Genomic DNA, 24,972 nt, shown 5'->3' with positions numbered 1-24,972 from the left:
TGTTTGGCTTACTTTTAACATTCACATCTTCAATCATAACCCCACAGGACTGAATTGTGATGCGAATTTTTAGCGCTTGCGTTCTCGTACTTAGCGCACTTCTCAGTGCGTGCAGTCAATCCATCGACCCACAAGTATTAGAGCAAAAATATACCAACTCATCTTCTTCATTTATGGAGCTCGATGGAAACCGTATTCATTATCGGGATGAAGGAGAGGGCGATGTAATCGTTTTGATTCATGGTACGGCATCTTCACTGCATACTTGGGATGCATGGACTGAATCATTGAAACAGCATTACCGCATTATCCGTATGGATTTACCTGGTTTCGGCTTGACCGGTCCTGACCACAAAGACCGCTACGAAGTGTCAGACGATGTGACCTTTTTAAAGCAATTTCTTGGGCATTTGAATATCGAATCGGCACATTTCGTGGGCAGTTCATTAGGTGGGCGCATTGCATGGCAATACGCGCTAGAAAAACCTGAGCAGGTTGCAAGTTTAACTTTGATGAACTCACTAGGTTATCCTCAAGAGCGCTGGCCACCACCTATTCAGCTCGCACAATGGCCGGTGTTCGATACGATAATGAGCCATTTTTCTCCTCGATTTATGTATGACATTGGCCTAAGGGATGTGTATTTCGATTCAGCCTTGGTTGATGAAAAGCTAGTGGATCGATATTTTGAGTTGTCCCGTTATCCGGGTAATTTAGCGGCGTTCCCAAAACGTGTTAAAGCGCGTCTAGACCAAGACTCACAGTTAATTTCTGATGTAAGCGTTCCAACGTTTGTAATGTGGGGACAAGAGGATCTTTATTTTCCGGTAGCCAATGCTTATCGGTTTCAAAAAGAAATCGCTCAAACCCAAATGTATATATTTGAAGACGTTGGGCATCTACCGATGGAAGAGGTTCCTGATGCATCTGTGAAGGCGTATCGCTCTTTTCTAACTCAAATTTCGTATTAACGACTAGTTTTCTCGGGTGCCTAGTTAACGCGAGGTGCTTGAACCTGCAAAGAATCGTGCTAAATCTTACTAGCCAAAAAAAATGAACTTTAGAGGGATGCGCGCGTCCCTACTTTTACATTGCTAAGAGCATTTATTTCAATTGGCGAAAGTATGAGCAAGGTGCTAATTCTTAATGGGCATCATCCTTATCCTTTTTCAGAAGGTCGATTAAACAAAACCATGGTGGAGCTGGCAGAGGCTCGTCTACAAGAAAAGGGACATGAAACGCGCGTTGTAAATTCTGCAGAAGAATATGATGTGGATGAACAAGTTGCGAATCATGTTTGGGCTGATGTTGTGATTCTTCAAACGCCTGTGAATTGGATGGGCGTGACATGGACATTCAAAAAATATATTGATGAAGTCTACACGGCTGGTATGGGTGGCTAGTTGTGTAACGATGATGGGCGTACCCACGAAGAACCTAAGAAAAACTATGGCGGTGGAGGCATAGCAGCGGGTAAAAAATATATGCTGTCATTAACTTTCAACGCACCCGAAGAAGCGTTTAATGACCCAGGTGAATATTTATTCCAAGGCAAAACGGTTGATGATTTGTTCTTCCCGATGCATGTGAATTTTCGGTTCTTCGCAATGGAGCCGCTTGAAACGTTCGTGGCCTATGACGTGATGAAAAAACCAAGCGTCGATGACGACCTTAAACGATTTGAAGCACATTTAGATCGCATTTTTTAGAGCACTGTTTGGGGCCTCTATTTTAAAGTGGGGGCCTTAATCTGAAACTTCATAGAAACCATTTCGCGATTGTTTTAGAAACTTTTCATAGTCCCCAGATTTTCTCAATTTCGTTAGTCCTTTATTGAATGCTGACATGATACTTTCTGCGTCTGGAGTGAGCTTACTAATCAATAAATGGAATGTGGTCGGCTGATAAGAGGGACGCATTTGAGGGGTGTAAGTTAACTGATCAATTTCTTCTTGCGTGAATTCGCTTTGCAACAGCCCATAACCGGTGTTTAAGCTTGCTGGGAAAGCACCTATTCGTCCACGCAGTAATTTTTTGAAGTTTAATGAATCTGTTTCTGATCGCTCTACCTGAATCAAACCCTCTGTTTCATATTTTCTGAAGTTCGATAGATAGGTATATCCGATCGTCGCCCCGACTTTAATGTCTTTTAGACTTTCCCAGTTCTCAGCTTCCCAAGGAATCGGTGCATCTTTTTGATAGAACACAACCGGAACATCCGTAATAACGGTATCGCTATACAAAAAGTCCGCAAAGCGTTCATCTTTTTTGGACCACACGAATGTCCCATCAATGCTTGCGTTTTTAGCAAGCAAATAACCGCGCTTTCATGGGTAGTATTCCAGCTCCATTTGTATGTCTTGCGTTTTAAAATGCTTGGCTAACGATGCGCGCCACGACACCGCCGTGTTTGAGGTTTTGTGACTGGAATGGCAGCCATTCGCCACTGCTTAACACAACGGTCTGTTGGGCTTTTAATATTGCACTGGCTAATAGTAAAAATAGCCCAATGAGTTTGTATTTATTTTTATTCATCTGGGTGTATCTTTTTGAATTGTGTTAACTAAATTAGATTAATCGAGTACGTATAACAACATCTAAATAGATGATTTAGAAGATCGCTTTGAAGACGATTAGCAGGTAGGAAGAATGAAAGTGCCGCAGCTAAGCGATACGGCACTTAATTTTGCTAGAATAGGATGTTGTATAAGAAACCTGCTGCAATCGCCATTGATAAAATGACGAATAGGAACGCAGCGATCAGCTGATTTTTAAACAATGATTTCAGTAAGATAACTTCGGTAAGACTTGCTCCCGCACTGCCAATAATCAATGCCATAACTGCGCCGAGCGCCATGCCTTTTTCAACCAATACTGCACTCAATGGGATGACGGCTTCTGCGCGAATATATAGGGGAATACCGATCACAGCAGACACAGGAATTGCCCAAGGGTTTTCTTTGTTCGCAACAGAGCTGACGAATTCAGTAGGCATAAATCCGTATATCAACGCGCCCAATGCAATGCCTCCAAATAAGTACGGTGCAACTTGTTTAAAGTCTTTCCAAGTTGAGTCCCATATTGCTTTCCATTTATTGATAGGTGCTTTGGAGCCACATCCACTTCCGTAAGTTTTAGCGGGTTCCACATAAGCTTCTGGTTTTACGAAGCGTTCAAACCCCAGTTTTTCAAGCAGAAAACCTGCAATAACGGATACACCCATCGCGATAATGAAGTAAAAAATAGTGACTTTTATGCCAAAGGTGATCGCAAACAAGCCAATGATAATTGGGTTTAAGAGTGGGCTTGAGAACAGGAATACCATCATTGTGCCAAAGCCCGCATTTGCGCGTAACAAACCCTTCAAAAATGGAATGGTAGAGCAGGAGCAAAATGGTGTGATCGCACCGAGAAGGCTAGCTACAAAATAGCCTTTTCCGTTCTTACTACTAAGAATGGCTTGAATCTTCTGAGGTGGAATACGTTCTTGTAAAACACCAACGCCATAACTAATCAGCAAGAATAAAACAGTGAGCTCAACAGCGAGAAAAGCAAACATGCCTAAGCTTTCTCGCAGCATATCTAGTGTAAAGGTCATAATACTTCTCCAGTCAATCTATATTTCTAGAATAATCGAAATATAATGGTGTAATTTGAGTGCGTCAAGATATTTCTGGTAATATCGAAATATTATTTTGTTTGGTTGAATACAGTATGGACTTAGATAAAGCTGCAAAGGCACTAAAAGAACTAGGGCACCCAATTCGCTTGGCGATATATAAACGATTAGTGAAGGGCGGAGAGGCTGGTGTTCCGGTTGGTGTACTAAAAGATGAGCTAGATGTTCCTGGGTCAACGCTAACGCATCACATCAGCGGTTTGGCCTCTGCTGGCTTGATCGTTCAGCGAAGAGAAGGGCGAACGCTATATTGTGTCGCCCAGTATGCGGAGTTGGATGGCTTGATTACCTTCTTACAAGAGGAATGTTGTCAGGGCTAAGTGGCTACTCGCGATATTTTGCAGCGGTAATAAATTCCCCAAAGCTCTCGCACCACACCAAAACTGTGGTGTAGTCCTCAAGTACTACACCACTAGGAATATCCGCGATGAATCCGTCAAAGGTTTTGATGTCTGCTAGTTGAGGAGAGTTGTCTTTAATCGCCTCAAATTCGGCTTCGGTTTCAACAAATTCTTTCGTTAGATAAAGCTTGTAGTCGGGGCCGGGGGCCAGCTCTCCTTGAAAAGTGATGGTTGTAGGAGACAGTGAAACGTCGCCATCCCCCCAGTGAAAACGATCACTGCCTTTTAGTTCGCGTACAAAGGTAGCGGTGTAGCTAGCCGATTTGCTCGACTCAACAAGTTCTGCCTCTGAGGGAGCCGGTGGGGCAGTTAAAATTGGCAAGAAATAAATGCCTAAGCCGAAGCCAACGCCACCAACAATGATGTGGGTGACGAGCAAAATGGGGATGAGTGCTTTTTTCATAGTTGGTCCGAATAAATCATTGAGAATCGTCTAGACGATATAGACCCTAAATCTTCAGACTTTTATTCTAGCTTAAGTTCGCCAATTTAGATTTAGCGCTCAGCTTGGTTTTCACTAGCTCTCTTAATACATCACGCTTGATTGATTTATTAGTGAGTGCCGGCGCTTGCCACCACCAACCGGCATGTTGCATGGCGATTCCTGCCGCAACCATGCGTTTGATGACGGTTTCGAATTCCTCATCGCTGTAATTATGACTAAAGATAAAGCGTCCCGTGCCAATCCAAGGTAGTAGCAAACCTTCCGCTCTTAGATAGTATTGATACATCCAGTTGTAACGACTTGCTTGCGTGTACATCGGCACAAATACAGAAGCCATGTTGGCGACTTTTATCGGAATACCCGCTTCTTGAAACACTTCGTTCATTACGCGCGCTCGGGTATTCCATTGTTTGTCTAAGCGCTCTGGTTCGATCAAGTACTTCGGCTGTTCTACGCGTTTTAGAAAAGCATTCATGGCGCCCATGACATATGGGTGTGCGTTGAAGGTTCCTCGCGCAAAACATATATCCGTCGGCTTGTGTTCTTTATAGCGTTTCATTAGTTCTGCTTTGCCGCATACGACGCCAACGGGCAAACCGCCACCGAGTGTTTTTCCGTAGGTGACCATATCTGCTTGGACGCCAAAATACTCTTGAGCGCCACCTTTCGCTAAACGAAACCCAAGAAATACCTCGTCCATGATCATCACTATGTTTTTCTTGGTGCAGATCTCACGAAGCGCTTTCAGCCATACTGTGTAGGCTTCTTTATCAAAATGCGCTGAGCGGTCGCTAGCTATCAGCATCGAATCGCTACTGCTTCCGCCATTTGGGTTGAGCGCTTGCAGCGGATTAACTAAGACGCAGGCTATGTCTTTTCGTGTTTTAAGTACCCTGAGCGTGTCGTTAGACATTTCTTTTAAGGTATACACATCGTGCACTTTTCGTGGATTGCCTATGCCGGGTTGAACCCCGTCCCACCAACCGTGATAAGCACCGCAAAAAACAACGGTTCGTTTCTTACCTGTGTGGTAATGCGCGAGACGAACTGCTTGCATTACTGCTTCAGTGCCCGACATATGATAAGACACTTCGTCTAATCCGGAGATGTCTTTGAGCTTATCGGTATTGTTGATGATTAAGGGATGATATGGGCCAAGCGCTGCGCCAAGTTCGCGTGTTTGAGCGATTCCTTCGTCCATGCATTCTTTGTAGAAATCGTAACCGTAAAGATTAACGCCGTAAGCACCTGTTAAGTCATAACTCCAGTTGCCGTCTAAGTCGCGAATCTGCGTACCGCTCGTTGTATCGGCCATCAGACCGATAGGCATTTCATTATGCATAAAAGCACGAAACTGAAATGGCACGCGATAACGGTTAGTGAAATCGACATCCGATAACTTTCCTTCCAGTTTTTTGCTTGCAGCGATTGAGTTAGGAGATAGACGTGTTAAGCGTTCTTTAAGATCGTTAAAACTGGCTTGGCGTTGTGCTGCAATATGCTCCGGCGCATTGTCACAACTAAAGACTCTAGCGTCGTTATATCGATAGTACGGGAGAAGTTTAGCTACCTGCTTTGACATCTTTGCGTGCCCACGTAGAGACGGGTGCTTTGCTTTGGATAATTGCAGACGGATGGCAATGCGATAGAGCGAGTAAATAATCACTAATGCAATCATTAGCAGCACAAATTGCTCGTGATTCCATGAGCTTGTAAGTTCAGTCATTTTTGATTACCTCTCTGTCGCATTGTGAACAGATCTGAATCCTTAGCTTCGAGCATCGCAGTCTTGATCTATTTCGTCTGGATGGCTTGATACGGCGTGGGTCATTGGGTCCATTAGCTGACCGCGCATTAGATAAATCGGAGACTTCATGTAGATTTTGCAGTCATGGAAAGGGTCGGTAAGAATTTTCACGCACCATGCGATGCCGGTTTTTACATCACGAATAAAAAATAAATGGAAGGTTCTAAAGAGCAGGGCTGTGACGCCTAAAATTAGCCATGCGATGGCCATGTTATTCAGAAAACCATTGAAGTCAGTGTAGGCGGTCATCGTGCCGAAAAACGTTGGGTCAAAGTACAGTGCAATTGGAATCGCTGCCCAGATGCCGTGAAGTACGCGTTTACGGTTTAAGTTGTAACCCACTTTGATTTCTTCTTTGTGTTCATGGGTAGCTTTGTTGATATGGTCATAATCGCGAGGTTCAAAAAAGAAATGGCCACTTTGGCGTGACACCATACCGATTCCCCAGCCAATCAGCGCTGCCACACCTGGATTGATAAAGAGCATCACATAAGCCGTTAGAAAACTAATTGAGCTAATAAAGTGCAATGTTTGGTTTATGCGGCTTTGATGATAATAGCGATGATCGTCCCATCGAAGTTCATTCAACTCGGCGAAGAAAGATGCGACGGCACCTTGCGGCGTAGGCTGGTTCATTGGGTTCATGACATTTGACCTGTAGATGGTTGAGCGTGAAAGTGATTTGGGCGCATTAGCGCTTGCCCCATGCGAATAATCTGCCCTTCTTCCATGTCTGGCATGAAGGTGAAATGCTTACTGGTGAGCATGACAATTGTTGAGCCATGCTCGAAATTTCCTAGGCGCTCTCCACGTGTGAAGTGCCGCTCGAAAGGAATCTTGTTCGCTCCTTTGCATTGCAGCGCTAAAGGAAAATCTAAATCTGAAAAACGCATGCTTGAGACCAGAATGGCTGCGACCGGCACTAATGCTATTCGAGCATGTGCATCTTCAGGGTTGAGCTCGATGACAGCGCGTTCGTTTTTACAGAACAATTTTTCGATGCGCCTAAGTGTGGGTGGATTAACGTTCCATGTATCCCCAGAAATGTAATGGATGCTCGATGTGTCGCAATCTGTTGGCGCGTGCATGTGATGATACATGCTCGATTTGAGGCGCAAGGTGATGTAATGGCCATCACGATAGGGTGCAAGATCAATCGCGCCTTGAGTTAACTCGTTTAGTGAATAAGGCATTCCTTTGATTTGGAGTAACTCTAGATTTTTTAGCTTTCCGTGCGCCCCGATTACAGCGTCACAAGGGCTGGTGATCAGTGTTTTGTCTTCGGGGAATGGGCGTGTCTCGGGCCGTAATGTTCGTGTAAAGCATTCATGCAGACTTTGGAAGTGTTGCTGATTGGCTTCGTGTAAGCGCATATCATCACTCGCAAATTGCCATAGCTTAAGAGCGACTTTAACGAATAAAGGATTTTCTATTTTGCTTAGTCGTCGCATCAAGCGTGTGCTCGCTGCGCGTGGAATGTAATTGGTTAGCCAAAAGTTAAGCGTTTCTATCAGAGAGAACGTTTTAACGTTCTTTGTATGGGTGAGTTCGTTTTGCATGGGCTTAATGTAGGTGTCAAAAAAGACAGCTACATGAACGATTTACTACATTATTGTGACGCTAGGTATTTTGAAAAACAGGGATTGTGAAAAAAGGGCTTATGAAAAACTAAGCGGCAACATGAGTAGTAAACACCCGTATCCAGCTAAACCTAAAGCAAGGCCTAGTATGGCTCCGACTAATACATCGCTTGGGTAATGCAAGCCAAGTACTGGTCGAGACAATGCAATCAAAGCAGTGAAAATCCAAAGCGGGGTGCCCAATGCTGGATAGGTGAGCGCTAAGATTGTCGTAAAACTTACGGCATGGAGTGTATGTCCAGAAGGGAAGCTATAGCGATCGAGCGTGGCACAAACTTGAAAAATATGGGTGTAAGAAATGAATGGCCGTTCGCGCACCCATGTTTTTTTAAGTGTTTTATAAAGTAAAACACCTATCAAACCTGTGATGATGTAAGTGATCAATACGGGAAGCGCATTGAGTCCATCAATGTATAGTAAAGATAAGCCAGCAAGATACCAAAAAACACCATTGCCTAAGCGGCTCACTATCGTAAAGAAAATACCAATCCAAGGTTGTCTGCAGAACCCGTTTAGCATTCTGCATAGTTGTATGTCAGCGGCTTGAGCTTTCTGGCTTAAAACGAAGGTTCGATCTATTTGCATGTGCTTTACCGTATTGAGTCGATTGCGATTTTTCGAGTGTTTTACAGAATTGCTGAACTAGTTTTTGCCAGTTCAGTCGTTGTGCTAGAACAACTGAACTCATTGATAGATTTTTGCGAAGATCGGTTTTCTCATAAGCTGCGATTGCATTTTTGATGAACTGGCGATCATCGCCAAGGTCAGCAAGAAAAGCTGATTGGCGGTTATCTAAATGCTCTTTCGCCGCGGCATCATCAAAGGCACAGATACAACAACCGCTCGCCATTGCTTCAGTGACAACATTGCCAAACGTGTCTGTTTGACTGGGGAATAGGAAGATGTCGCCGGAGGCATAATGTTGTGCAAGTTTTTCGCCTCGCTTCACTCCTGCAAAAATTAAAGCAGGGTAGCGTGCAGCAAGACTTGGTTTGAGAGGGCCATCACCTACCAACACGAACTTAGCTTTGGGGTATTTCTCGCTAATGCTCTCGTAAGTGTCTGCAAGGAGTTCTAAGTTTTTTTCAGCAGCGATACGACCTACGTATAAAAACACGGGCTCGTTTTCAGAAGCTCCCCATTGATCGCGAAGCTGTTGATTTCTTTTTGTCGGAGAAAACAGTTCGCCATCGATACCGCGCGAGACCACTTCAGTGTTCGTAAAACCTTTGTGTTCAAGCATTTGTTTTTGTTGTTGTGTAGGAACAAGCGTGCTTGCACTCGTGTTATGAAACCATCTCATATACTTCATGATGAGAGGCTCCAAAAAACCAAAGTTGTAAAACTTAGAGTAGCTTTGGAAGTTAGTATGAAAGCCCGTAACTGCGCCTATTTTAAGTTGCTTTGCTGCTTTTAATGCCGCGTAACCAAGGGGACCTTCTGTTGCAATATAGATTGCGCAGGGTTTGATTCGTTGAAGCTGGTGCTTCATCCACTTTTGAGAGACTAAGCCAAACTTCAGATCAGCATAACCAGGGATAGGTAAGCCAAATACAAGCTTTTCTGACTCTCTATCGAAGGTTCGAGAATCTATAGCTTTGTCGGCTGAGTGTTGCTTGGGACGAATCACCGTTACCCGAATACCTAAGGCCAGCATGCCGTCAACCCATTTACCGAGCGTTGTTGCTACACCGTTGATTTCTGGGCGATAGGTTTCTGTCACCAACAAAACATTTTTTAATGTCATTACATAGCCCCTCTCTGTCTCATGGGGCATACATTGATCGGCGAATATTACAGTTAGGCTGCAAAGTGATGACGAAAATATGAACAATGCGCTTTTGTCTTTTTGGTTTAGAACAAACTCGGGTTACACTTTGCGCGTTAAAATTTCTAGACGAAGGTATCTGTATGTCGCGCACTGTGTTTTGTCGCAAATACCAAGAAGAGCTCCCTGGTTTGCCTGTTCCACCAATGCCCGGTGCAATAGGGCAAGATCTGTTCGAAAATATTTCACAGAAAGCATGGCAAGAATGGCAAGGTCATCAAACCATGCTGATCAATGAAAAGCACTTGAATATGATGGACCCAAGTGCGCGTGAATTTTTGCGCGAACAGATGCAAAAATTCCTTTCGAATGAAGCTTTTGAGCAAGCTGAAGGCTATGTTCCGCCTACAAAATAACCAACTTTAATTTACTTCACATTTAGTTGATAAAACTGCTTGACTCACTAAAACGAAACGGGTTTAATACGCCCCCGTTGAAGGCAAGACCTCAACGAAAAAGCTTGGTGAGAATATGATCAAGCCAGTGAGAAAACACTGTAAAAAATAAGCCCGGATAGCTCAGTCGGTAGAGCAGGGGATTGAAAATCCCCGTGTCGGTGGTTCGATTCCGCCTCCGGGCACCATTATCCAAAAAGGCCGCTTTTCAAGCGGCCTTTTTCGTTTCTAACCTTTGGCGCTTTCCATCTCTTCATTAATGTATTTGCCAGCAGCAAGGAACTGCCAGATAGCAATAATACTGAATACAACGGAGACACCTAGTACTGCATAGCCCACTGATCGCGTACCGAAATCTGCACTTAGCTGATCACTGATAATACCGACAAGCACAGGGCCTAAGCCTAGGCCAAGAATATTGATCGCGAAAAATAAAATGGCTGAGGCGAGTGCGCGCATTCGCACATTGACCAGTCCTTGTACCATGGCCAAGCTTGGGCCCATATATACCGTTGCCATGGTGGCTGGAATAGCAAACAAGCAAAGCACTAAATAAAGTTCATCGAGCATGTAAACAAGGAACAAAAACGGGAGTGCTATCGCTGCCGAAACAGCAGGTATCCAGATATACCAGCGCTTGTCCTGTACACCTTTTTTATCCGCTAGATAACCTCCGTATAAGGTTCCGGCACCACCTAAGATACCACTGATGAGCGCAAGCCAAGTGCCGAGTTCGCCAGTTTGAATGTCAAAGTTACGCAGCGTATAAGGGGCAAACCAAATCGCGCTGCCATACGCGATAAGCGCAAGACATGAAGCGCCGAGAGAGATATGTCTGAAAGATTTTTTGCTCCACAGCGTTTTGATCGATTCCTTAAATGACACCGCATCCTCGACCTTTTCAATCGCGTCACGTGCGCCGCGAATCGGTTCTTTAATCGTGGTTTGAATGAGAATGCCAATTAAGATGCCTGGTACGCCGACCACAATAAAAGCAACACGCCAGCCAAAGAATTCGTTAATCCAGCCGCCTAGTAGAAAGCCGAATAGAACACCGATATTGATGCCAAGAGAGTAGATCGATAAGGCAGTACCGCGTTTTTCGGCAGGGTACATATCCGAAATCATGGAATGAGCTGGCGGACTGCAGCCTGATTCACCCACACCAACCCCGATGCGTGCGAGTAGTAGCTGAGTATAGTTTTGAGCAAAGCCGCTAATTGCGGTGAAAAAACTCCATGTGGATATGGCGATGCTCATGATGTTTCGCCGTACCCATTTGTCAGCAAGTCGCGCGACTGGAATGCCCATCATGACGTAAAAGAAGGCGAATGCGATACCCGTGAGTAAGCCTAACTGAGCATCACTCAGCAGCAATTCTTGCTTGATTGATTCCTGAAGAATCACAAGAATCTGTCGATCAATAAAATTGAAGGCGTAGGCCATGGTCAACATGAACAATACATAGTTTCGGTAGCGTGTATTGTCGTATGGATTCTCGGTAGAGGAAGGGAGGATTTCTGCGCATGGCGCTGTTTTAGTGTTTTCGTCTGGCATGGCCGACGAAGTGGTTTCTGTAATGGAAGACATGGATGTGTACCGTGGTTTGTTATTGTTGTACTACGATATTGCGAACGCCTGAATCGCGTAAGTGGATTTATGTTGTTTATTTTTTGCTCAGCTAGAGTAAATGAAGTGGGTGTGCTGCACAATGCTCCGAGTATCGTAGAATGATCTCTTCGCATGTCGGCATACTGTAAGGTTGATTGGCACTTCAGCGCGAGTTATCGCTCTTCGGTGCAGTTCTCGAAGTGTGGGAGCTTATGTGGTTTCTAATGTAAGACTAATAAGAACCACAGTTTTGCGAGCGCGCAAATTATCTTAGGGGTGGACAGTGTTTCTTATAGTCGCTCTTGGTCGAAGCACGCGTTCAACCAAGAGCTTCTTGAACGTTTTACTTGGCTTCTGCGCGACCAGTGAACTTGCGTTCTTCTACGTTGATCTTGATCCGATCGCCAGTAGAAATATGCTCAGGCACCTGAACAATCAAACCTGTTGATAGAGTCGCTGGTTTGGTGCGTGCACTTGCTGAAGCGCCTTTGATAGATGGGTCTGTTTCGACAATTTCCAGCTCAACAATCAATGGGGTTTCAACGGCTACTGGATGGTCATTTAAGATCAGAACCTGTAGGCCTTGAGATGCATCGGTGATAAACAGCAACTCTTCTTCAATGCTGGCTTTTTGCAGTGAGTAAGACGAATAGTCTTCGCTATCCATAAATACATATTCGTCGCCATCGTTGTATGAAAATGTGACGGGACGTCTGCTCAAGTCGGCGAAATTAAGCATGTCAGAATCTTTGAAAGTTTCGTCAATCTTCTGGCCAGTTGTCACGTTATACATGCGCATACGGTAAAGGCTCCCTCCCGCTCTGCCTTGCGGAACAGAACGCTCGATGTCTTTTACAAAATACGCTTCGCCGTTGTACTCAATGGCTGCATTCTTTTTTATTTCGCTAGCTTTTGGCATGTCTTTACTCTCTTTGAATTTATTTTGGAGCCTATTATAAGGAGCGAAATGGAATTGATAAGTGTTTTATGTGCAGAAGAATAAAGGTGATTGTTTTGTTATGTGTGATACAAAACATAATAACGCGGTTGCGCATCGAGATAGAGCGAAAGCGTGAGCTGAGTCTATTCCTTTAAATGCTGTCGCAAGTATGGGAGCTATTTTTTAGTTCATGTTTACTGAAAGCGTCAGGATAATTTACATTTCTCTTTTTTTTATATTCAGGTTTTATGGTTAAGTTATTGATATCAGATGGTTCATAAAAAATGGTTGGATATTTGCTGCATTCACCGAGCCGAATTGGTGACTTTATTTATAAGATTGGAGATTTGCAGATGTATACACGGATGACTGCTTTTGTTGTGGCTATGTTGCTCGCAGTAAGTGCGCAAGCCGCTATTATTTTTCAGGATGATTTTGATTCTGAGGGAACTCAGACTTCTCACCTTAACTACAATGGGTTTACTAACTGGACTGTCAGCGAAGGTACTGTTGATTTGGTAGGTACGCCAAACCCGTGGGGTATTGGATGTGTTGGTGGCGCTGGTAAGTGTGTTGATTTAGATGGGACTACTCGCAATGCAGGCGTATTCTCTAGTTCATCTATTTTTCTTGCCGCAGGTACTTACGAGTTGAGTTTTGACATCTCAGGAAATCAGCGAAACAGTGGTGGCGATACAATGGCTGTTACCTTGGGCGGATTCTTTGATCAGAACTTCTCTTTGAACAGCTCTGATCCATGGCAGACAGTCACTTATCAATTTATTGTTGGCAGTGACACAAGTGATTCGATTATTTTTAATCACGCTGGCGGCGACAATATTGGCATTATGTTAGATAACGTTGTTCTTAGCTCTGTTGATGTTCCAGAGCCTGGTTCGTTAGCTCTTCTTGGGTTGGGCTTGCTCGGTTTGCGAGTAGCTAGAAAGCGTTAGTTTCAGGCACTTTCTTATTGTAGGAAGCCCGCTATTAAGCGGGCTTTTTCGTTTCTGCCTCAAGAAAACTTTCGTCTTCGCTTCTGTCTTTCAGTTGAACACCAGAGAGCTTTTTGATTCGTGCTTCATTTAATAAATAAGTCGCTTTTTGAGCTGCCTCTGAATAGCCCATTCCGGCTTGTCGAATGTTTGAAATACAGTTTCTGCTAGCATCAGTTAAATTGAGTTTTGGAGACCAAGTTAGGTAGAGCCCCATGCTGTCAGGAGAACTTAAACCGGGGCGTTCTCCAATCAAAACCAAGACGCTTTTTGCATTTAAAAGTGTGCCGATATGATCTCCAATCGCGACGCGACCTTGTTCAACGATACAAATTGGCGCAATGTTCCATGACTCTGAGGGGGCTTCTCGCGCTCCTAATCGAGGTAATAACTCGGCTAGAAATGGCGCAGCATTTTGCTCGATGGCAAACGCAGACAGACCATCAACAACGACAATCGCTAAGTCGTAGTCGATGTTTTTGTTGCCTTGGTCTTGATTGAGTAATTCGCATGATGGCTCATTTAAGAGTCGGCCAAAATCAGGGCGTTGCAGGTATTCTTGGCGATTTTTGGCTTGGCTATGAAGCGCTAGAGTGCCGAAATCACTAACTTCCTTAAGTGCGTTTAGATCTGTTGAAATGTTTTCAAAGCTCAATGGGGTATGCACGGCATCTTGTGCTTTTGCATGTGCAAGCTGAAAGGCTAATGAGTGCTTCGTTGGTATGCTGATGCCCGCACGCCCTAGTCCAATTCTCGCATCTGTAAATGCACGTAGTCGCTCCCAAGGATTGTCAGTAACTGATGCTTCAGAGTTTTTTGCCGTTTGAGCTTGTTTGCTCTGTTCGTCTTTGCTCATCTTAACTTCCTGCGAGGCGCTTAATGGAGTCGTTAAACAGAGCAGGGACATGACTGTTCAAACTAAAGCTATTGTGATCGTTCGCAATCTCTAACTTATGCAGCCACGCCTCAAATTCTGGCGCAGGCCTAAGGCCCATAGCGCGTCTTGCGTATAAGGCATCATGAAATGAAGTGGTCTGGTAATTCAGCATGATGTCATCTGATCCAGGAATTCCCATAATGAAATTGCAGCCAGCGACACCGAGCAGTGTCAGTAAATTATCCATGTCGTTTTGGTCTGCATCAGCGTGATTGGTGTAGCAAACGTCACACCCCATTGGTACGCCGAGAAGCTTGCCGCAAAAATGGTCTTCTAAACCTGCACGTATGATTTCTTTACCGTCGTATAGGTATTCTGGACCGATGAATCCGACCACCGTATTGACCAGAAGCGGATTGAATTTTCGCGCAACTGCGTAAGCTCTTGCTTCACATGTTTGTTGGTCAACCATATGGTGTGCATTTGCAGACAATGAACTGCCTTGGCCTGTCTCAAAATACATGACGTTATTGCCTATCGTTCCTCGATTTAGCGATAGTGCTGCATCGTGTGCTTCGGCAAGAGTGCTTAGATTAAAGCCAAAGCTGTCATTTGTAGCTTGCGTGCCGCCAATAGATTGAAACACCAAATCGACAGGAGCGTTTTTTTCTATGGCTTCGATCGTATTTGTTACGTGGGTAAGAACACAGGATTGCGTTGGTATTTCGTAGCTTTCGATGAGTTCGTTCGTCATATCGAGTAATCGACAGGTCTGAGTGACATTATCAGTGGCGGGATTTATTCCGATGACTGCATCGCCATTGGCATAGAGCAATCCATCAAGTATGCTCGCTGCGATCCCCGTGAGATCGTCAGTAGGGTGATTTGGTTGAAGTCGGGTTGATAAGTGGCCGGGGAGTCCAATGGTATTTCTAAATGCGGTACTGACGTGGCACTTTTTAGAAACCAGTATCAAATCTTGATTACGCATTATTTTACTGACCGCGGCGGCTATTTCTGGCGTGATGCCTGAGCGAATTGTCGTTAGCATTTCGGTGCTTGCGAGATCACTAAGTAGCCAGTTTCTAAAATCTCCAACCGTAAGATGAGATATGGGTTCGAAGGCTGCTTTATTGTGCTCATCAATGATCAGTCGTGTTATTTCGTCATCTTCGTAGGGAATGAGCGTATCTTCTAGAAATCGTTTAAGTGGTACTTCCGCGAGCACCATCTGTGCAACAACCCTCTCTTCAGCATTACTCGCTGCGAGTCCAGCTAATCGATCACCAGAGCGAGCAGGAGTTGCTTTCGCCATGAGCTCTTTTAGATCGTTGAAGTGATAGGTTTTTGACCCGACGCTGTGATGAAACGAATAACGACCTTTATTCATGTTTTGTTCTCTAGGATCTTGTCGTTTTTATTCATTGTTCTGTGTACCCAAAAACTCCCTCTCATGCAGTGATGAACCACAAGAGAGGGAGGGCGCGGAACTTAGTTAGTTGTTTTAAAGCTTCTCTTTAATAATCTGCTCTTCTTTTTTTGAAGCAATAGTTTGGCCAAGTAATGCGGTATTAGAGTGCTTGTTAATGTTTTGTATACGGCAATTGAACTTGATGCTAAGTATAGCGCTGAGGCACTCTATAACGCCGTGAACTGTGATGGCGATTATTGCACATTGCTATGTATAGGGTTTGGGGCCGCTCACGACTTTTATACAAGAGCATCCCTCTGTTGCTGAAATAAAGTAAGGATATTTTTAGTGTTTTGGGAATTTTTTTGTGATGAGACTGCTTGGGCGTGCTAGATGCTGGACAGCGTATTGTTTCTATTGATTTACTCAAATAGCGCCCACTTATAGTGCGTTTATATAATTGCTCAGTAAATTCATTTGTTTTATGTTTTTATTAATCGGTTTTATCGATGAATAAGCCTTAAAATAACTGAACAACTTCATAAATGTCGTCTAAATTTTATCCACTTACTTAGTGTCGCATGTTTAGGATGTTTATGTTTGTTTCTCTTACTCGTTCTTTTTTGTTGGCTGTATCGTGTTTTGTTGTCTTGGCAGGTATTTCTCCGTCAGCGCCAGCTATTAGCGCTGCTGAGTATGGTGTAGTACTGAACTTGTCTGGTAAGCAGCGCATGCTCACCCAGAAAATGTCTAAAGAGGTGACACTTGTTGCTTTAGGCGTTGATGCGGAACAGCACATCAAAAACCTAAGTGCTACGTCTGATTTGTTTGACCGCACGCTGAAAGGCTTGCGTGACGGCGATGCAGAGCTTGGTCTACCTTCAACGGAGTCGAAACGTATCGTACGACAGCTCGACAAGGTGGATGGTATTTGGGCTGAGTTCTATCCGGTTATTAAAGATGTGATCGGTTCAGGTGCGGTGACGCAGGATCAATTATCTCTAATTGCAGAAAAGAATCTTCCCTTGCTTAAGCAAATGAACAAAGCTGTTGGGCTATACGAAAAAGACGCGAAAAAGAACGGAACTGAGGCCTCACCCGAGCTCGCAACAACGATCAACCTTGCTGGCAAGCAGCGAATGTTGACCCAAAAAATGAGTAAAGAATACTTTTTAGTAGCACTTGGTTTTGATGTTGAAAATAACAAGTTGAATCTACTCGATACTTATTCTTTGTTTGATCAAACGCTCTTTGGTTTGCGTGATGGAGACGACATTCTGCGGTTCATTAGGTGAGGTGAGCGAGAGGCTGAACGCGCAACTTGCTCAATTTAAAATCCAATAAGCTGCTCTATGGTTTAGTTATTTTCTCTTCGAAGTATTTTGAGATCGGGGCAGGTAAGCCTTTTTGTGCACGCGCCTCGTGCGTTAGCCACTCAAGCCTCTCTTCGCGAATACTGTTTTCTTGTCGAGATACTTGGATGCGGACGGGATGGGCCAAGAGTGTGTAATGGCTAAAAATGTGTTTAAAAGGCGTGGCTTCATCAATAGATAAGCCTTTCAAATCAAAGCGTCTTTCTACTTCTTCGAGTATTTCATCGTATGTGTATTCTCGACTTAATTCAGGAAGTGAATGAAGCCCGCCCCAAATCCCGCTAGCAGGTCGTTTTTCAAACAACGTTTCATTGTTGCAAGTAATATCTAAAATCCAGCACTCTTTCACTGGATTTTTCTTCTTTGGTTTTGAGGTTGGGCGAAGCGTGATTGTGTCATTTGCATAGGCTTGGCAGTCAGTTTGAAATGGACATTGTGTGCATTGCGGCTTAGAGCGCGTGCATAGTGTTGCGCCAAGGTCCATGATGGCTTGCGTGTAATCCTCACATCGTTCGGTAGGGGTGTAGTTATCAGCCAATTGCCAGAGCTGTTTTTCTATTTCTCGCCCACCAGGCCAGCCTTCGATATCGTGCAAGCGTGTAAGTACGCGTTTAACGTTACCATCGAGAATTGGTGCTGAGCGTTTGAAAGCAATAGATGAAATGGCGCCTGCGGTGGAACGGCCTATTCCAGAGAGTTCCATAATCTTCTCTACGTCACTCGGGAATGCACCGTCCAAATCAAAGACGACATGTTTTGCTGCTTTGTGAAGGTTTCTCGCACGTGCGTAATATCCTAGGCCTGCCCATTGAGCGAGCACTTGTTGTTCTTCGGCATGGGCCAAGGAATGAATGTCTGGGAAATGCTCCATAAACCGCTGGTAGTAGCCAATGACGGCAGCTACTTGTGTTTGTTGCAGCATGATTTCTGACACCCAAACTCGGTATGGTGTTTTGTCAGATTGCCAGGGCAGGTCCTTTCTACCGTTAATGTCGAACCAAGCTAATAGGCGTTTTGCAAAATCTTTAGTGGGTGAGAATGGGCTTGGTTGTTGGCTCATGTTTGTCGTTTATAGGCTGTATTAGAAAGTCGCTGTAGGATGCTTTTTTAAAATGACTTGTTTATCATGCTGAGCAAAGCGCGAGTAAGCTAGCGCGTCAATAAAAATTAAACAAGAGGAAAGCTTCATGGCATTCAAAGTTAATATTGATGTCGATCGTACTATTACTGTTTCTGCTGACGTTGCAACGGCGTTTGCGTTGTTGTCAGACGTTCCTGCATCTGCAGAGCATTTTCCAAAGATTGAAAACCTCATTGATCAAGGTGATGGCGTTTACCGTTGGGAAACTGAAAAAGTAGGAATTGGTGATCACGCTTTGCAAACCATTTATGCGAGCAAATACGTGTCAGATGAAGCGAATGGTTCAGTTGAATGGACGGCCGTTAAAGGCGAGGGTAACGCTCAGGTTTCTGGTGGTTGGTCTTTAACTGAAGTAGATGGCGGCACAGAGCTAACTTTGAGCAGCTCTGCAGAACTCGAGTTGCCATTGCCAAAATTGCTTAAGATGGCCATTAGCCCAGTGGTTAAAAGCGAATTCGTACGTATGGTAGATACCTACGTCGAGAATATTGAAAGTGCATTGAATAGCTAAGTGAAGCGAAATGCATGAAAACCCTCAGTTTTTACTGGGGGTTTCTTGTTTTTGGCGGTAGGAAGACAGAGGCATAAAGGCTATAATCGCGAGCCTGCTGATAAAGGTGTGATAAAAATGCCTGGTCAGTTGTTTAATATGCAGAAATTGGAGTGATACATGAGCGCCAGAACAGCGCAAGTAGAGCGTAATACCTTAGAGACGCAAATTAGCGTATCAATAAATCTTGATGGTACAGGTGAAGCAAAGTTCGACACCGGTATGCCATTTTTAGAGCACATGTTGGATCAGATTTGTCGCCATGGTTTGATCGACATTGAAGCGCGTGTGAAAGGTGATTTACATATCGATGATCACCACTCTGTTGAAGATTTAGGTATCACTCTAGGACAAGCTTTCGCTAAGGCTGTCGGAGATAAAAAAGGCATTCGTCGTTATGGGCATGCATACGTGCCGCTTGATGAAGCATTGTCGCGCGTAGTGATTGATTTCTCTGGCCGCCCTGGACTCGAAATGGATGTTCCATTTGTAAAAGGCTCTGTTGGTGGTTTTGATTGCGATCTGTTTTATGAGTTTTTCCAAGGCTTTGTAAACCACGCGTGGGTGACTCTGCACATCGACAACTTGAAAGGTAAGAATGCGCATCACCAAATCGAAACCGTGTTTAAAGCTTTCGGTCGAGCACTGCGCATGGCGCTCGAATTCGATGATCGAATGGCAGGTATGATGCCGTCTACAAAGGGTACGCTTTAAGCCGTACAAGTACGTTCTTTCTAAGCGTCTTTGCATGATTGCAAAGACGCTTCTTAGGTAAGTCAAAGCATGAGTTCTATTGCAATTATTGATTATGGCATGGGTAACCTTCACTCCGTTGCGAGTGCGTTTGAACATGTCTGTGGTTCTTCAATTCAAGTTACTTCTGACCCGCCTGTGATTGAATCAGCTGATCGCGTTGTATTGCCGGGTGTCGGCGCGATGCGTGATTGTATGGCTGAGATCAAGCGTTTGGGTGTCGATGAAATTGTTTCCAAAGTTTCCAAAGATCGACCTTTTCTAGGTATTTGTGTCGGCATGCAGGCCTTGATGCAAAGCAGTGAAGAGAATAGTGGCGTTGATTGCTTGGGCTTGTTCGATGGACAAGTAAAGTTTTTTGGCGATGACTTACGTGAAAATGGTCAGCGTTTGAAAGTGCCTCATATGGGGTGGAATCAAGTGGAACAGCGTGATCATCCGCTGTGGCATGGCATTGACAATCAGTCTCGATTTTATTTTGTGCACAGCTACTACGTGCCAACTAGTATTGATCAAAATCTCGTTGCGGGTACGACGCGTTACGGTGTCGATTTGAGCGCTGCTATTATGCGAAATAATGTCTTTGCGACGCAGTTTCACCCTGAGAAAAGTCAGCATGCTGGCTTGCAACTACTTAAGAATTTTAGTGAATGGAATGGTCAGCTTTAAGCTGGCATTGGTTTGGAAATAAATATGTTAATTATCCCTGCAATTGATCTTAAAGACGGCAAGTGTGTTCGATTACGCCAAGGTCGTATGGACGACTCTACGGTATTTTCCGATGATCCTGTTGATATAGCTGGTCGCTGGATGGATCAAGGTGCACGTCGACTGCATTTGGTGGATTTAAACGGCGCATTTGATGGTGTGCCTGTTCATGCTGAGATCGTAAATGCCATTGCTAAGCGCTTTCCGAATTTACCGATTCAAATCGGTGGCGGAATTCGTAGCCTAGATACGATTGATGCCTACCTGAATGCTGGTGTTGAGTACGTAATTATCGGCACGAAAGCAGTGAAAGAACCAGAGTTTGTGACGGAAGCTTGTGCAGCTTTCCCAGGACATATCATCGTTGGCTTAGATGCTAAAGATGGCAAGGTTGCAACAGATGGTTGGGCTGATGTGTCTAGTGTTGAAGCAACAGATCTTGCGAAGCAGTTTGATGAAGCCGGTGTTTCGTCGATTGTATACACGGATATAGCTCGTGATGGCATGATGCAAGGTGTGAATGTTGAAGCGACAGTGCGTCTAGCTCAAGCTTCTTCTATTCCTGTGATTGCATCGGGCGGTGTCACGAATATGGAAGATATCAAAGCCTTGGCTGCGCAAGCTGATCAAGGCATTTGTGGTGCGATCACCGGTCGTGCGATATACGAAGGAACGCTCGATGTGAAAGAAGCGCAAGACTACAGTGATATTCACAGTGGTTACGTTGCGAAAGACTAAGATTTTTAAGGTGTAGTCATGGGCTTAGCAAAACGTATTATTCCTTGTTTAGATGTAGAAAATGGGCGCGTGGTGAAAGGCGTTCAGTTCGTAGATATTCGCGATGCGGGTGACCCAGTAGAAGTCGCTAAAAAGTACGATGAACAGGGCGCTGACGAAATTACCTTTTTGGATATAACGGCGAGTCATGAAGGTCGTGATACGACGATTCATACCGTTGAAAAAATAGCTGCGAATGTTTTCATCCCATTAACGGTTGGCGGCGGTATCCGTAAAGTCGAAGATATTCGTAACATGCTGAATGCAGGGGCTGACAAAGTGAGTATTAATACTGCTGCAGTATTCAATCCTGAGTTTGTTCGTGAGGCGGCAGAGAAGTTCGGTAGTCAATGTATTGTTGTTGCGATTGACGCGAAGAAGGTGAGTGCCGAGGGTGAAGAACCTCGTTGGGAAATTTTCACTCATGGCGGACGCAAGCCAACGGGCTTAGACGCCGTCGAGTGGAGCAAGAAAATGGCAGAATATGGCGCTGGAGAGATTTTGCTCACGAGCATGGATCAGGATGGTGTAAAAAGCGGTTATGATCTCGGTGTTACGCGTGCGATCGCTGATGCTGTTCCAATTCCAGTGATTGCCTCGGGTGGCGTGGGAAATCTGCAGCACTTGGCTGACGGCGTCACTGAAGGTGGTGCTGACGCTGTTTTAGCAGCGAGTATTTTTCACTTTGGCGAATACTCGGTACAAGAAGCGAAAAAGCACATGTCTGATCAAGGTATAGAAATGCGTTTGTAGGCGCCTATTTTTCGAGCATAAAAAAGCCCGATCTTAGAAATAAGTTCGGGCTTTTTGCGTTTTAGGTCTTCCGTTAAGCGTTTCGCTATTAAGCAAACACACCCCAATCATTCAAACGTGTACGCAATTTCAGTGAATCATTTACTTGTTGCGTTGCCTGCCATTGCTTAGTGGCTTTTGCTCCAGCAAGGATCATCATGTCAACGTCATCACCAGTGATTCGTTCTGCAGCGCCCAAAGTGATCGACTTAAACTCTTGCTGGCTAAGCTTAAGGTTTGTGTTCAAAACGAGTTCGTTAAACTTTGTACGCGTGTTTAAGTCGCAACCTGCTTGCTTTGCGATCATGTCAGTAGCGCCAATAAGATAATAGCCAATCGCTTCTCTTAACCAAGCGAGTTGACCTGTTTCAAGATCTTGAAACTCACGCTTGATAGCGATCATCTGAATGCCTGCAAAAATCTGCGCTTCTTTAAGTGTTTCAATGCGCGTGATGAATGGGGCAGGAGTAGCGTATTCATCAACGAGAATTTCCTCGTCGTCTAACGCGCTATGCACGCCAAGAGTAGTCGTGGCTTGGAAGCTCTGTTTCTTTGATAAGTTTACGATGCGATAGGCAGCGTAAGCGAAGAGAGCAAGTGTTAGCGCTTCTAAAGCGTGGATAGCGATGTTCAGCATGTAATACAACTTCCAATGATTATTCTTAGTTGGGGGTAGTATACCGACGATTACATTTTGTTACACGAAAGAGGTAACACTTTGAAGGGGACTTGGGTCACGCCTCGAAGGTCAATTGACCCTCGAGGGTTTTAGCAATTATTTGCAATTACACAGCTTCAGCAAGCCTATGTTCTCGTTCTAGGAAGAATGTGCGCAGATCACCGTAATTGATTGGCTTGCTAAAGAAATAGCCTTGTGCGAAATCACATTTGTTAATGTCTAGGAAGTCACGCTGATCTTCACTCTCAACGCCTTCGGCAACTACTTTCAAGTTTAGTTTGTGCGCAACGGCGATGATCGCTGATGTGATTTCCATGGCATTGAGATCTTCTGGTATGTCGCGTACAAACTCACGATCTACTTTGAGTATGTCGACTGGCAAACTTTTCAGATAGCTAAATGAGGAGTAGCCAGAGCCGAAGTCATCGATACTTACGGTACAGCCATAAGCCTTGATGCGATTCAATTGATCGATCACTGTTTCCATGTCTTGCATGAGCATGCTCTCGGTGACTTCTAGCTCTAGGTTACGGGCAGGCATGCCTGCTGTTTCTAGTGCATTATTCACCGTATTGACTAGGCGTAAGTCAGTGAATTGTCGTGTTGATAGGTTAACTGCAACACGTAAATCTAAGCCAGAGTCTTGGTTGAGTTGATGAATTTCGCTACATGCCTTCTTTAAAACCCAGTCGCCAATCGGGACGATCAGTCCGGTTTCTTCAGCAATAGAGATAAAGTCATTGGGGGAAATTTCACCTTTAACTGGATGACGCCAGCGAATGAGCGCTTCAACACTGTTTATTTTGTTTGTCTTTAAATCGATTTGAGGTTGGTAATGAAGATAGAACTCGTCATTGCTTAGTGCATGGCGAATCTCGTGCTCAATCTCCATAAGATGGCTGGCTCTAACATTCAACTCTTCAGTAAAGAAGCAGTAGCCGTCTCGTCCGCGTTCTTTGGCGCGATACAAAGCCATATCTGCATTGCGCATCAAAGTTTCACTGCAGGTTGAATCGCTCGGAGCGATCGTAATACCGATACTAGTTGAAACGATGACTTCATGCTTGCCCAGTTTGATTGGCTTTTTCAATATCGCGAGAATGTGTTCCGCGATCGAAGAGATTTTGTCATTGTTCGAAATATCATTGAGTAGGATGGTGAATTCATCACCACCTAAGCGTGCTACCGTGTCTTGCTTGCGCACGCATGTTTTAAGTCGCTCTGCGATCGTGCTCAGCAGTTCGTCGCCTGCTTGGTGGCCCAGCGTGTCATTGATACGTTTGAATTGGTCAAGATCAAGGAACATGATCGCTGAGGTATGCTTGTGTCGGCGAGCGCTTAAAACTGATTGATGCAGTCGATCAATAAACAATCGGCGGTTGGCCAGCCCTGTAAGGGAGTCAAACAAGGCGAGATTTTGCATCTTAGAATTAGCGTCTTTTAAAGCACTAATATCAATCGCAGATAGTACATAGTTCGTGATGATTCGGTCTTTGTTATAGACCGCGGCAACTGTGATCGCACACCAATATTCGGTGCCGTTTTTCTTCACGCAAAGTGCCTCGCCTTCCCAGGCTGATTTCAAACAACTATTGTCTAGCAATTGTCTGGTTTCGTTTTCGAGATGGCTCTCGGGGGACAATATATCAATCGATTGTCCGATCACTTCGTGGTGCAGGTAGCCGTTGCTACGACAGAATTTCTGATTAACGTATTCGATGACACCATCAGCGTTAGTCATGACGATACTTGCACCGCTATTTGTGACCGCACTGCTCAGCTTCGACATCATTTGTTCGGTAGCTTGGTGGCTCGAAATATTGTTTTTAAGTCGCTTATTTAATCGAATGAGTACAAAGCTCATTGCCGCGAATATGATGGCTAAAGAACCAAACACGAAGACTTTCAGTAGCAGCTCATCATTTTTATGAGATGAAATCTGTAGTGATGAATCTGCTAATAGCGTGAAGCTTGAAAGTGCGAGGATGCCGCCCAAACATACTTTTCTTATTGTTGATGCACTAAGCACAAGAATACCTACTCGAATTATATTTTTTATGTAATTTCAGTGTAGGGGAGTGGATTAGTTAAGCAGGGGGAGTATCGTTTTTTTGTGTAACGTTTGTAAGCTGTTGAGTAAAGGTATGAAAGTAAATATGTGTATGGAGGAAGA

26 protein-coding genes, 1 tRNA gene and 1 pseudogene are annotated in these 24,972 nt (G+C 44.4%); 12 read left to right on the top strand and 16 right to left on the bottom strand.

Going from position 1 to position 24,972, the window contains the following annotated elements; genetic code table 11:
• The first annotated feature begins 59 nt into the window (after positions 1-59).
• Together A3738_RS25990 and A3738_RS25985 are read left to right on the top strand one after the other, a co-directional pair.
• Positions 60-971 (top strand): alpha/beta fold hydrolase, encoded by a 912-nt coding sequence (locus A3738_RS25990; RefSeq protein WP_068477129.1) that lies wholly within the window; start codon positions 60-62, stop codon positions 969-971.
• A gap of 153 nt (positions 972-1,124) precedes the next feature.
• Positions 1,125-1,709: pseudogene (locus A3738_RS25985) on the top strand (NAD(P)H-dependent oxidoreductase).
• Between the two features lie 36 nt (positions 1,710-1,745).
• Here A3738_RS25985 and A3738_RS25980 read toward each other — a convergent pair.
• The 3 genes from A3738_RS25980 to A3738_RS25975 all read right to left on the bottom strand — a co-directional run bounded on the left by A3738_RS25980 (position 1,746) and on the right by A3738_RS25975 (position 3,598).
• Complete coding sequence (locus tag A3738_RS25980) at positions 1,746-2,315, bottom strand: ABC transporter substrate-binding protein (protein WP_068477127.1); 570 nt, start codon at positions 2,313-2,315, stop codon at positions 1,746-1,748.
• 52 nt (positions 2,316-2,367) lie between these two features.
• The gene (locus A3738_RS30200) at positions 2,368-2,535 is read right to left on the bottom strand and encodes a hypothetical protein (RefSeq protein WP_156502658.1); all 168 of its coding nucleotides are present in this window, start codon (positions 2,533-2,535) and stop codon (positions 2,368-2,370) included.
• A gap of 154 nt (positions 2,536-2,689) precedes the next feature.
• Positions 2,690-3,598, bottom strand: coding sequence for a permease (locus tag A3738_RS25975; RefSeq protein ID WP_068477125.1), 909 nt, complete (start codon positions 3,596-3,598; stop codon positions 2,690-2,692).
• 59 nt (positions 3,599-3,657) lie between these two features.
• Here A3738_RS25975 and A3738_RS25970 point away from each other — a divergent pair, with 59 nt between their 5' ends.
• Positions 3,658-3,999 (top strand): ArsR/SmtB family transcription factor, encoded by a 342-nt coding sequence (locus tag A3738_RS25970; protein WP_369819776.1) that lies wholly within the window; start codon positions 3,658-3,660, stop codon positions 3,997-3,999.
• Between the two features lie 4 nt (positions 4,000-4,003).
• Here the strand turns inward: A3738_RS25970 and A3738_RS25965 are convergent, their stop codons facing one another.
• The 6 genes from A3738_RS25965 to A3738_RS25940 form a co-directional block, all read right to left on the bottom strand.
• On the bottom strand, positions 4,004-4,483 hold the full coding sequence (locus A3738_RS25965; RefSeq protein WP_068477123.1) for a DM13 domain-containing protein: 480 nt from the start codon (positions 4,481-4,483) through the stop codon (positions 4,004-4,006).
• Between the two features lie 67 nt (positions 4,484-4,550).
• A complete protein-coding gene (locus tag A3738_RS25960) occupies positions 4,551-6,251 on the bottom strand; it encodes an aminotransferase class III-fold pyridoxal phosphate-dependent enzyme (RefSeq protein ID WP_082878473.1) in 1,701 nt (566 codons plus the stop codon).
• 42 nt (positions 6,252-6,293) lie between these two features.
• Entirely contained in the window at positions 6,294-6,977 is a 684-nt protein-coding gene (locus tag A3738_RS25955) for a hypothetical protein (protein WP_197472403.1), read from the bottom strand.
• Positions 6,974-7,891: an archaetidylserine decarboxylase gene (asd, locus tag A3738_RS25950; protein WP_068477121.1), complete on the bottom strand. Its 918-nt coding sequence runs from the start codon at positions 7,889-7,891 to the stop codon at positions 6,974-6,976. The genes A3738_RS25955 and asd overlap by 4 nt, the downstream gene beginning before the upstream one ends.
• 99 nt (positions 7,892-7,990) lie before the next feature.
• Positions 7,991-8,557 carry a phosphatase PAP2 family protein gene (locus A3738_RS25945; RefSeq protein WP_068477119.1) on the bottom strand — a complete coding sequence of 189 codons (567 nt, stop codon included), beginning with the start codon at positions 8,555-8,557 and terminating at the stop codon, positions 7,991-7,993.
• Positions 8,508-9,719, bottom strand: coding sequence for a glycosyltransferase family 1 protein (locus A3738_RS25940; RefSeq protein ID WP_068502259.1), 1,212 nt, complete (start codon positions 9,717-9,719; stop codon positions 8,508-8,510). The genes A3738_RS25945 and A3738_RS25940 overlap by 50 nt, the downstream gene beginning before the upstream one ends.
• A gap of 164 nt (positions 9,720-9,883) precedes the next feature.
• Between A3738_RS25940 and A3738_RS25935 the strand changes: the two genes are divergently transcribed.
• Together A3738_RS25935 and A3738_RS25930 are read left to right on the top strand one after the other, a co-directional pair.
• Positions 9,884-10,156, top strand: coding sequence for an oxidative damage protection protein (locus tag A3738_RS25935; RefSeq protein ID WP_068476069.1), 273 nt, complete (start codon positions 9,884-9,886; stop codon positions 10,154-10,156).
• A gap of 151 nt (positions 10,157-10,307) precedes the next feature.
• Positions 10,308-10,383, top strand: a tRNA-Phe gene (locus A3738_RS25930).
• A 40-nt stretch (positions 10,384-10,423) separates the two neighbouring features.
• Here A3738_RS25930 and A3738_RS25925 read toward each other — a convergent pair.
• The gene (locus A3738_RS25925) at positions 10,424-11,785 is read right to left on the bottom strand and encodes an MFS transporter (protein ID WP_197472404.1); all 1,362 of its coding nucleotides are present in this window, start codon (positions 11,783-11,785) and stop codon (positions 10,424-10,426) included.
• Between the two features lie 364 nt (positions 11,786-12,149).
• Positions 12,150-12,725, bottom strand: coding sequence for an elongation factor P-like protein YeiP (gene yeiP / locus A3738_RS25920; protein ID WP_068477116.1), 576 nt, complete (start codon positions 12,723-12,725; stop codon positions 12,150-12,152).
• Positions 12,726-13,030: 305 nt separating this feature from the next.
• On the opposite strand from yeiP, the gene A3738_RS25915 reads away from it, so the two are divergent.
• The gene (locus A3738_RS25915) at positions 13,031-13,699 is read left to right on the top strand and encodes a PEP-CTERM sorting domain-containing protein (protein WP_197469039.1); all 669 of its coding nucleotides are present in this window, start codon (positions 13,031-13,033) and stop codon (positions 13,697-13,699) included.
• A gap of 34 nt (positions 13,700-13,733) precedes the next feature.
• On the opposite strand, the gene eutC is transcribed toward A3738_RS25915, so the two are convergent.
• Positions 13,734-14,594, bottom strand: a complete 861-nt coding sequence (gene eutC / locus A3738_RS25910) for an ethanolamine ammonia-lyase subunit EutC (RefSeq protein ID WP_068477113.1) — start codon at positions 14,592-14,594, stop codon at positions 13,734-13,736.
• Position 14,595: 1 nt separating this feature from the next.
• On the bottom strand, positions 14,596-16,005 hold the full coding sequence (locus A3738_RS25905; protein ID WP_068477111.1) for an ethanolamine ammonia-lyase subunit EutB: 1,410 nt from the start codon (positions 16,003-16,005) through the stop codon (positions 14,596-14,598).
• Positions 16,006-16,622: 617 nt separating this feature from the next.
• On the opposite strand from A3738_RS25905, the gene A3738_RS25900 reads away from it, so the two are divergent.
• A complete protein-coding gene (locus A3738_RS25900) occupies positions 16,623-17,321 on the top strand; it encodes a type IV pili methyl-accepting chemotaxis transducer N-terminal domain-containing protein (RefSeq protein WP_082878600.1) in 699 nt (232 codons plus the stop codon).
• Between the two features lie 55 nt (positions 17,322-17,376).
• Here the strand turns inward: A3738_RS25900 and mutY are convergent, their stop codons facing one another.
• Positions 17,377-18,459: an A/G-specific adenine glycosylase gene (gene mutY, locus A3738_RS25895; RefSeq protein ID WP_068503161.1), complete on the bottom strand. Its 1,083-nt coding sequence runs from the start codon at positions 18,457-18,459 to the stop codon at positions 17,377-17,379.
• A gap of 127 nt (positions 18,460-18,586) precedes the next feature.
• On the opposite strand from mutY, the gene A3738_RS25890 reads away from it, so the two are divergent.
• The 5 genes from A3738_RS25890 to hisF all read left to right on the top strand — a co-directional run bounded on the left by A3738_RS25890 (position 18,587) and on the right by hisF (position 22,081).
• Positions 18,587-19,051, top strand: coding sequence for an SRPBCC family protein (locus A3738_RS25890; RefSeq protein ID WP_068477108.1), 465 nt, complete (start codon positions 18,587-18,589; stop codon positions 19,049-19,051).
• Positions 19,052-19,210: 159 nt separating this feature from the next.
• Positions 19,211-19,804 carry an imidazoleglycerol-phosphate dehydratase HisB gene (gene hisB / locus A3738_RS25885; protein WP_068477106.1) on the top strand — a complete coding sequence of 198 codons (594 nt, stop codon included), beginning with the start codon at positions 19,211-19,213 and terminating at the stop codon, positions 19,802-19,804.
• Positions 19,805-19,873: 69 nt separating this feature from the next.
• A complete protein-coding gene (gene hisH / locus A3738_RS25880) occupies positions 19,874-20,512 on the top strand; it encodes an imidazole glycerol phosphate synthase subunit HisH (protein ID WP_068475516.1) in 639 nt (212 codons plus the stop codon).
• A 24-nt stretch (positions 20,513-20,536) separates the two neighbouring features.
• On the top strand, positions 20,537-21,289 hold the full coding sequence (gene hisA, locus A3738_RS25875) for a 1-(5-phosphoribosyl)-5-[(5-phosphoribosylamino)methylideneamino]imidazole-4-carboxamide isomerase (RefSeq protein ID WP_068477104.1): 753 nt from the start codon (positions 20,537-20,539) through the stop codon (positions 21,287-21,289).
• 18 nt (positions 21,290-21,307) lie between these two features.
• Positions 21,308-22,081, top strand: coding sequence for an imidazole glycerol phosphate synthase subunit HisF (gene hisF / locus A3738_RS25870; protein WP_068477102.1), 774 nt, complete (start codon positions 21,308-21,310; stop codon positions 22,079-22,081).
• A gap of 88 nt (positions 22,082-22,169) precedes the next feature.
• Here hisF and A3738_RS25865 read toward each other — a convergent pair whose 3' ends face one another.
• Together A3738_RS25865 and A3738_RS25860 are read right to left on the bottom strand one after the other, a co-directional pair.
• Positions 22,170-22,757 (bottom strand): hypothetical protein, encoded by a 588-nt coding sequence (locus A3738_RS25865; protein WP_068477100.1) that lies wholly within the window; start codon positions 22,755-22,757, stop codon positions 22,170-22,172.
• Positions 22,758-22,905: 148 nt separating this feature from the next.
• A complete protein-coding gene (locus A3738_RS25860; RefSeq protein ID WP_156502816.1) occupies positions 22,906-24,828 on the bottom strand; it encodes a GGDEF and EAL domain-containing protein in 1,923 nt (640 codons plus the stop codon).
• Positions 24,829-24,972: the final 144 nt, after the last annotated feature.

The organism is Oleiphilus sp. HI0066 (assembly GCF_001635725.1).
Note: the sequence above shows the minus strand (reverse complement) of the source record. Positions and strands in the feature narration are given on the sequence as shown.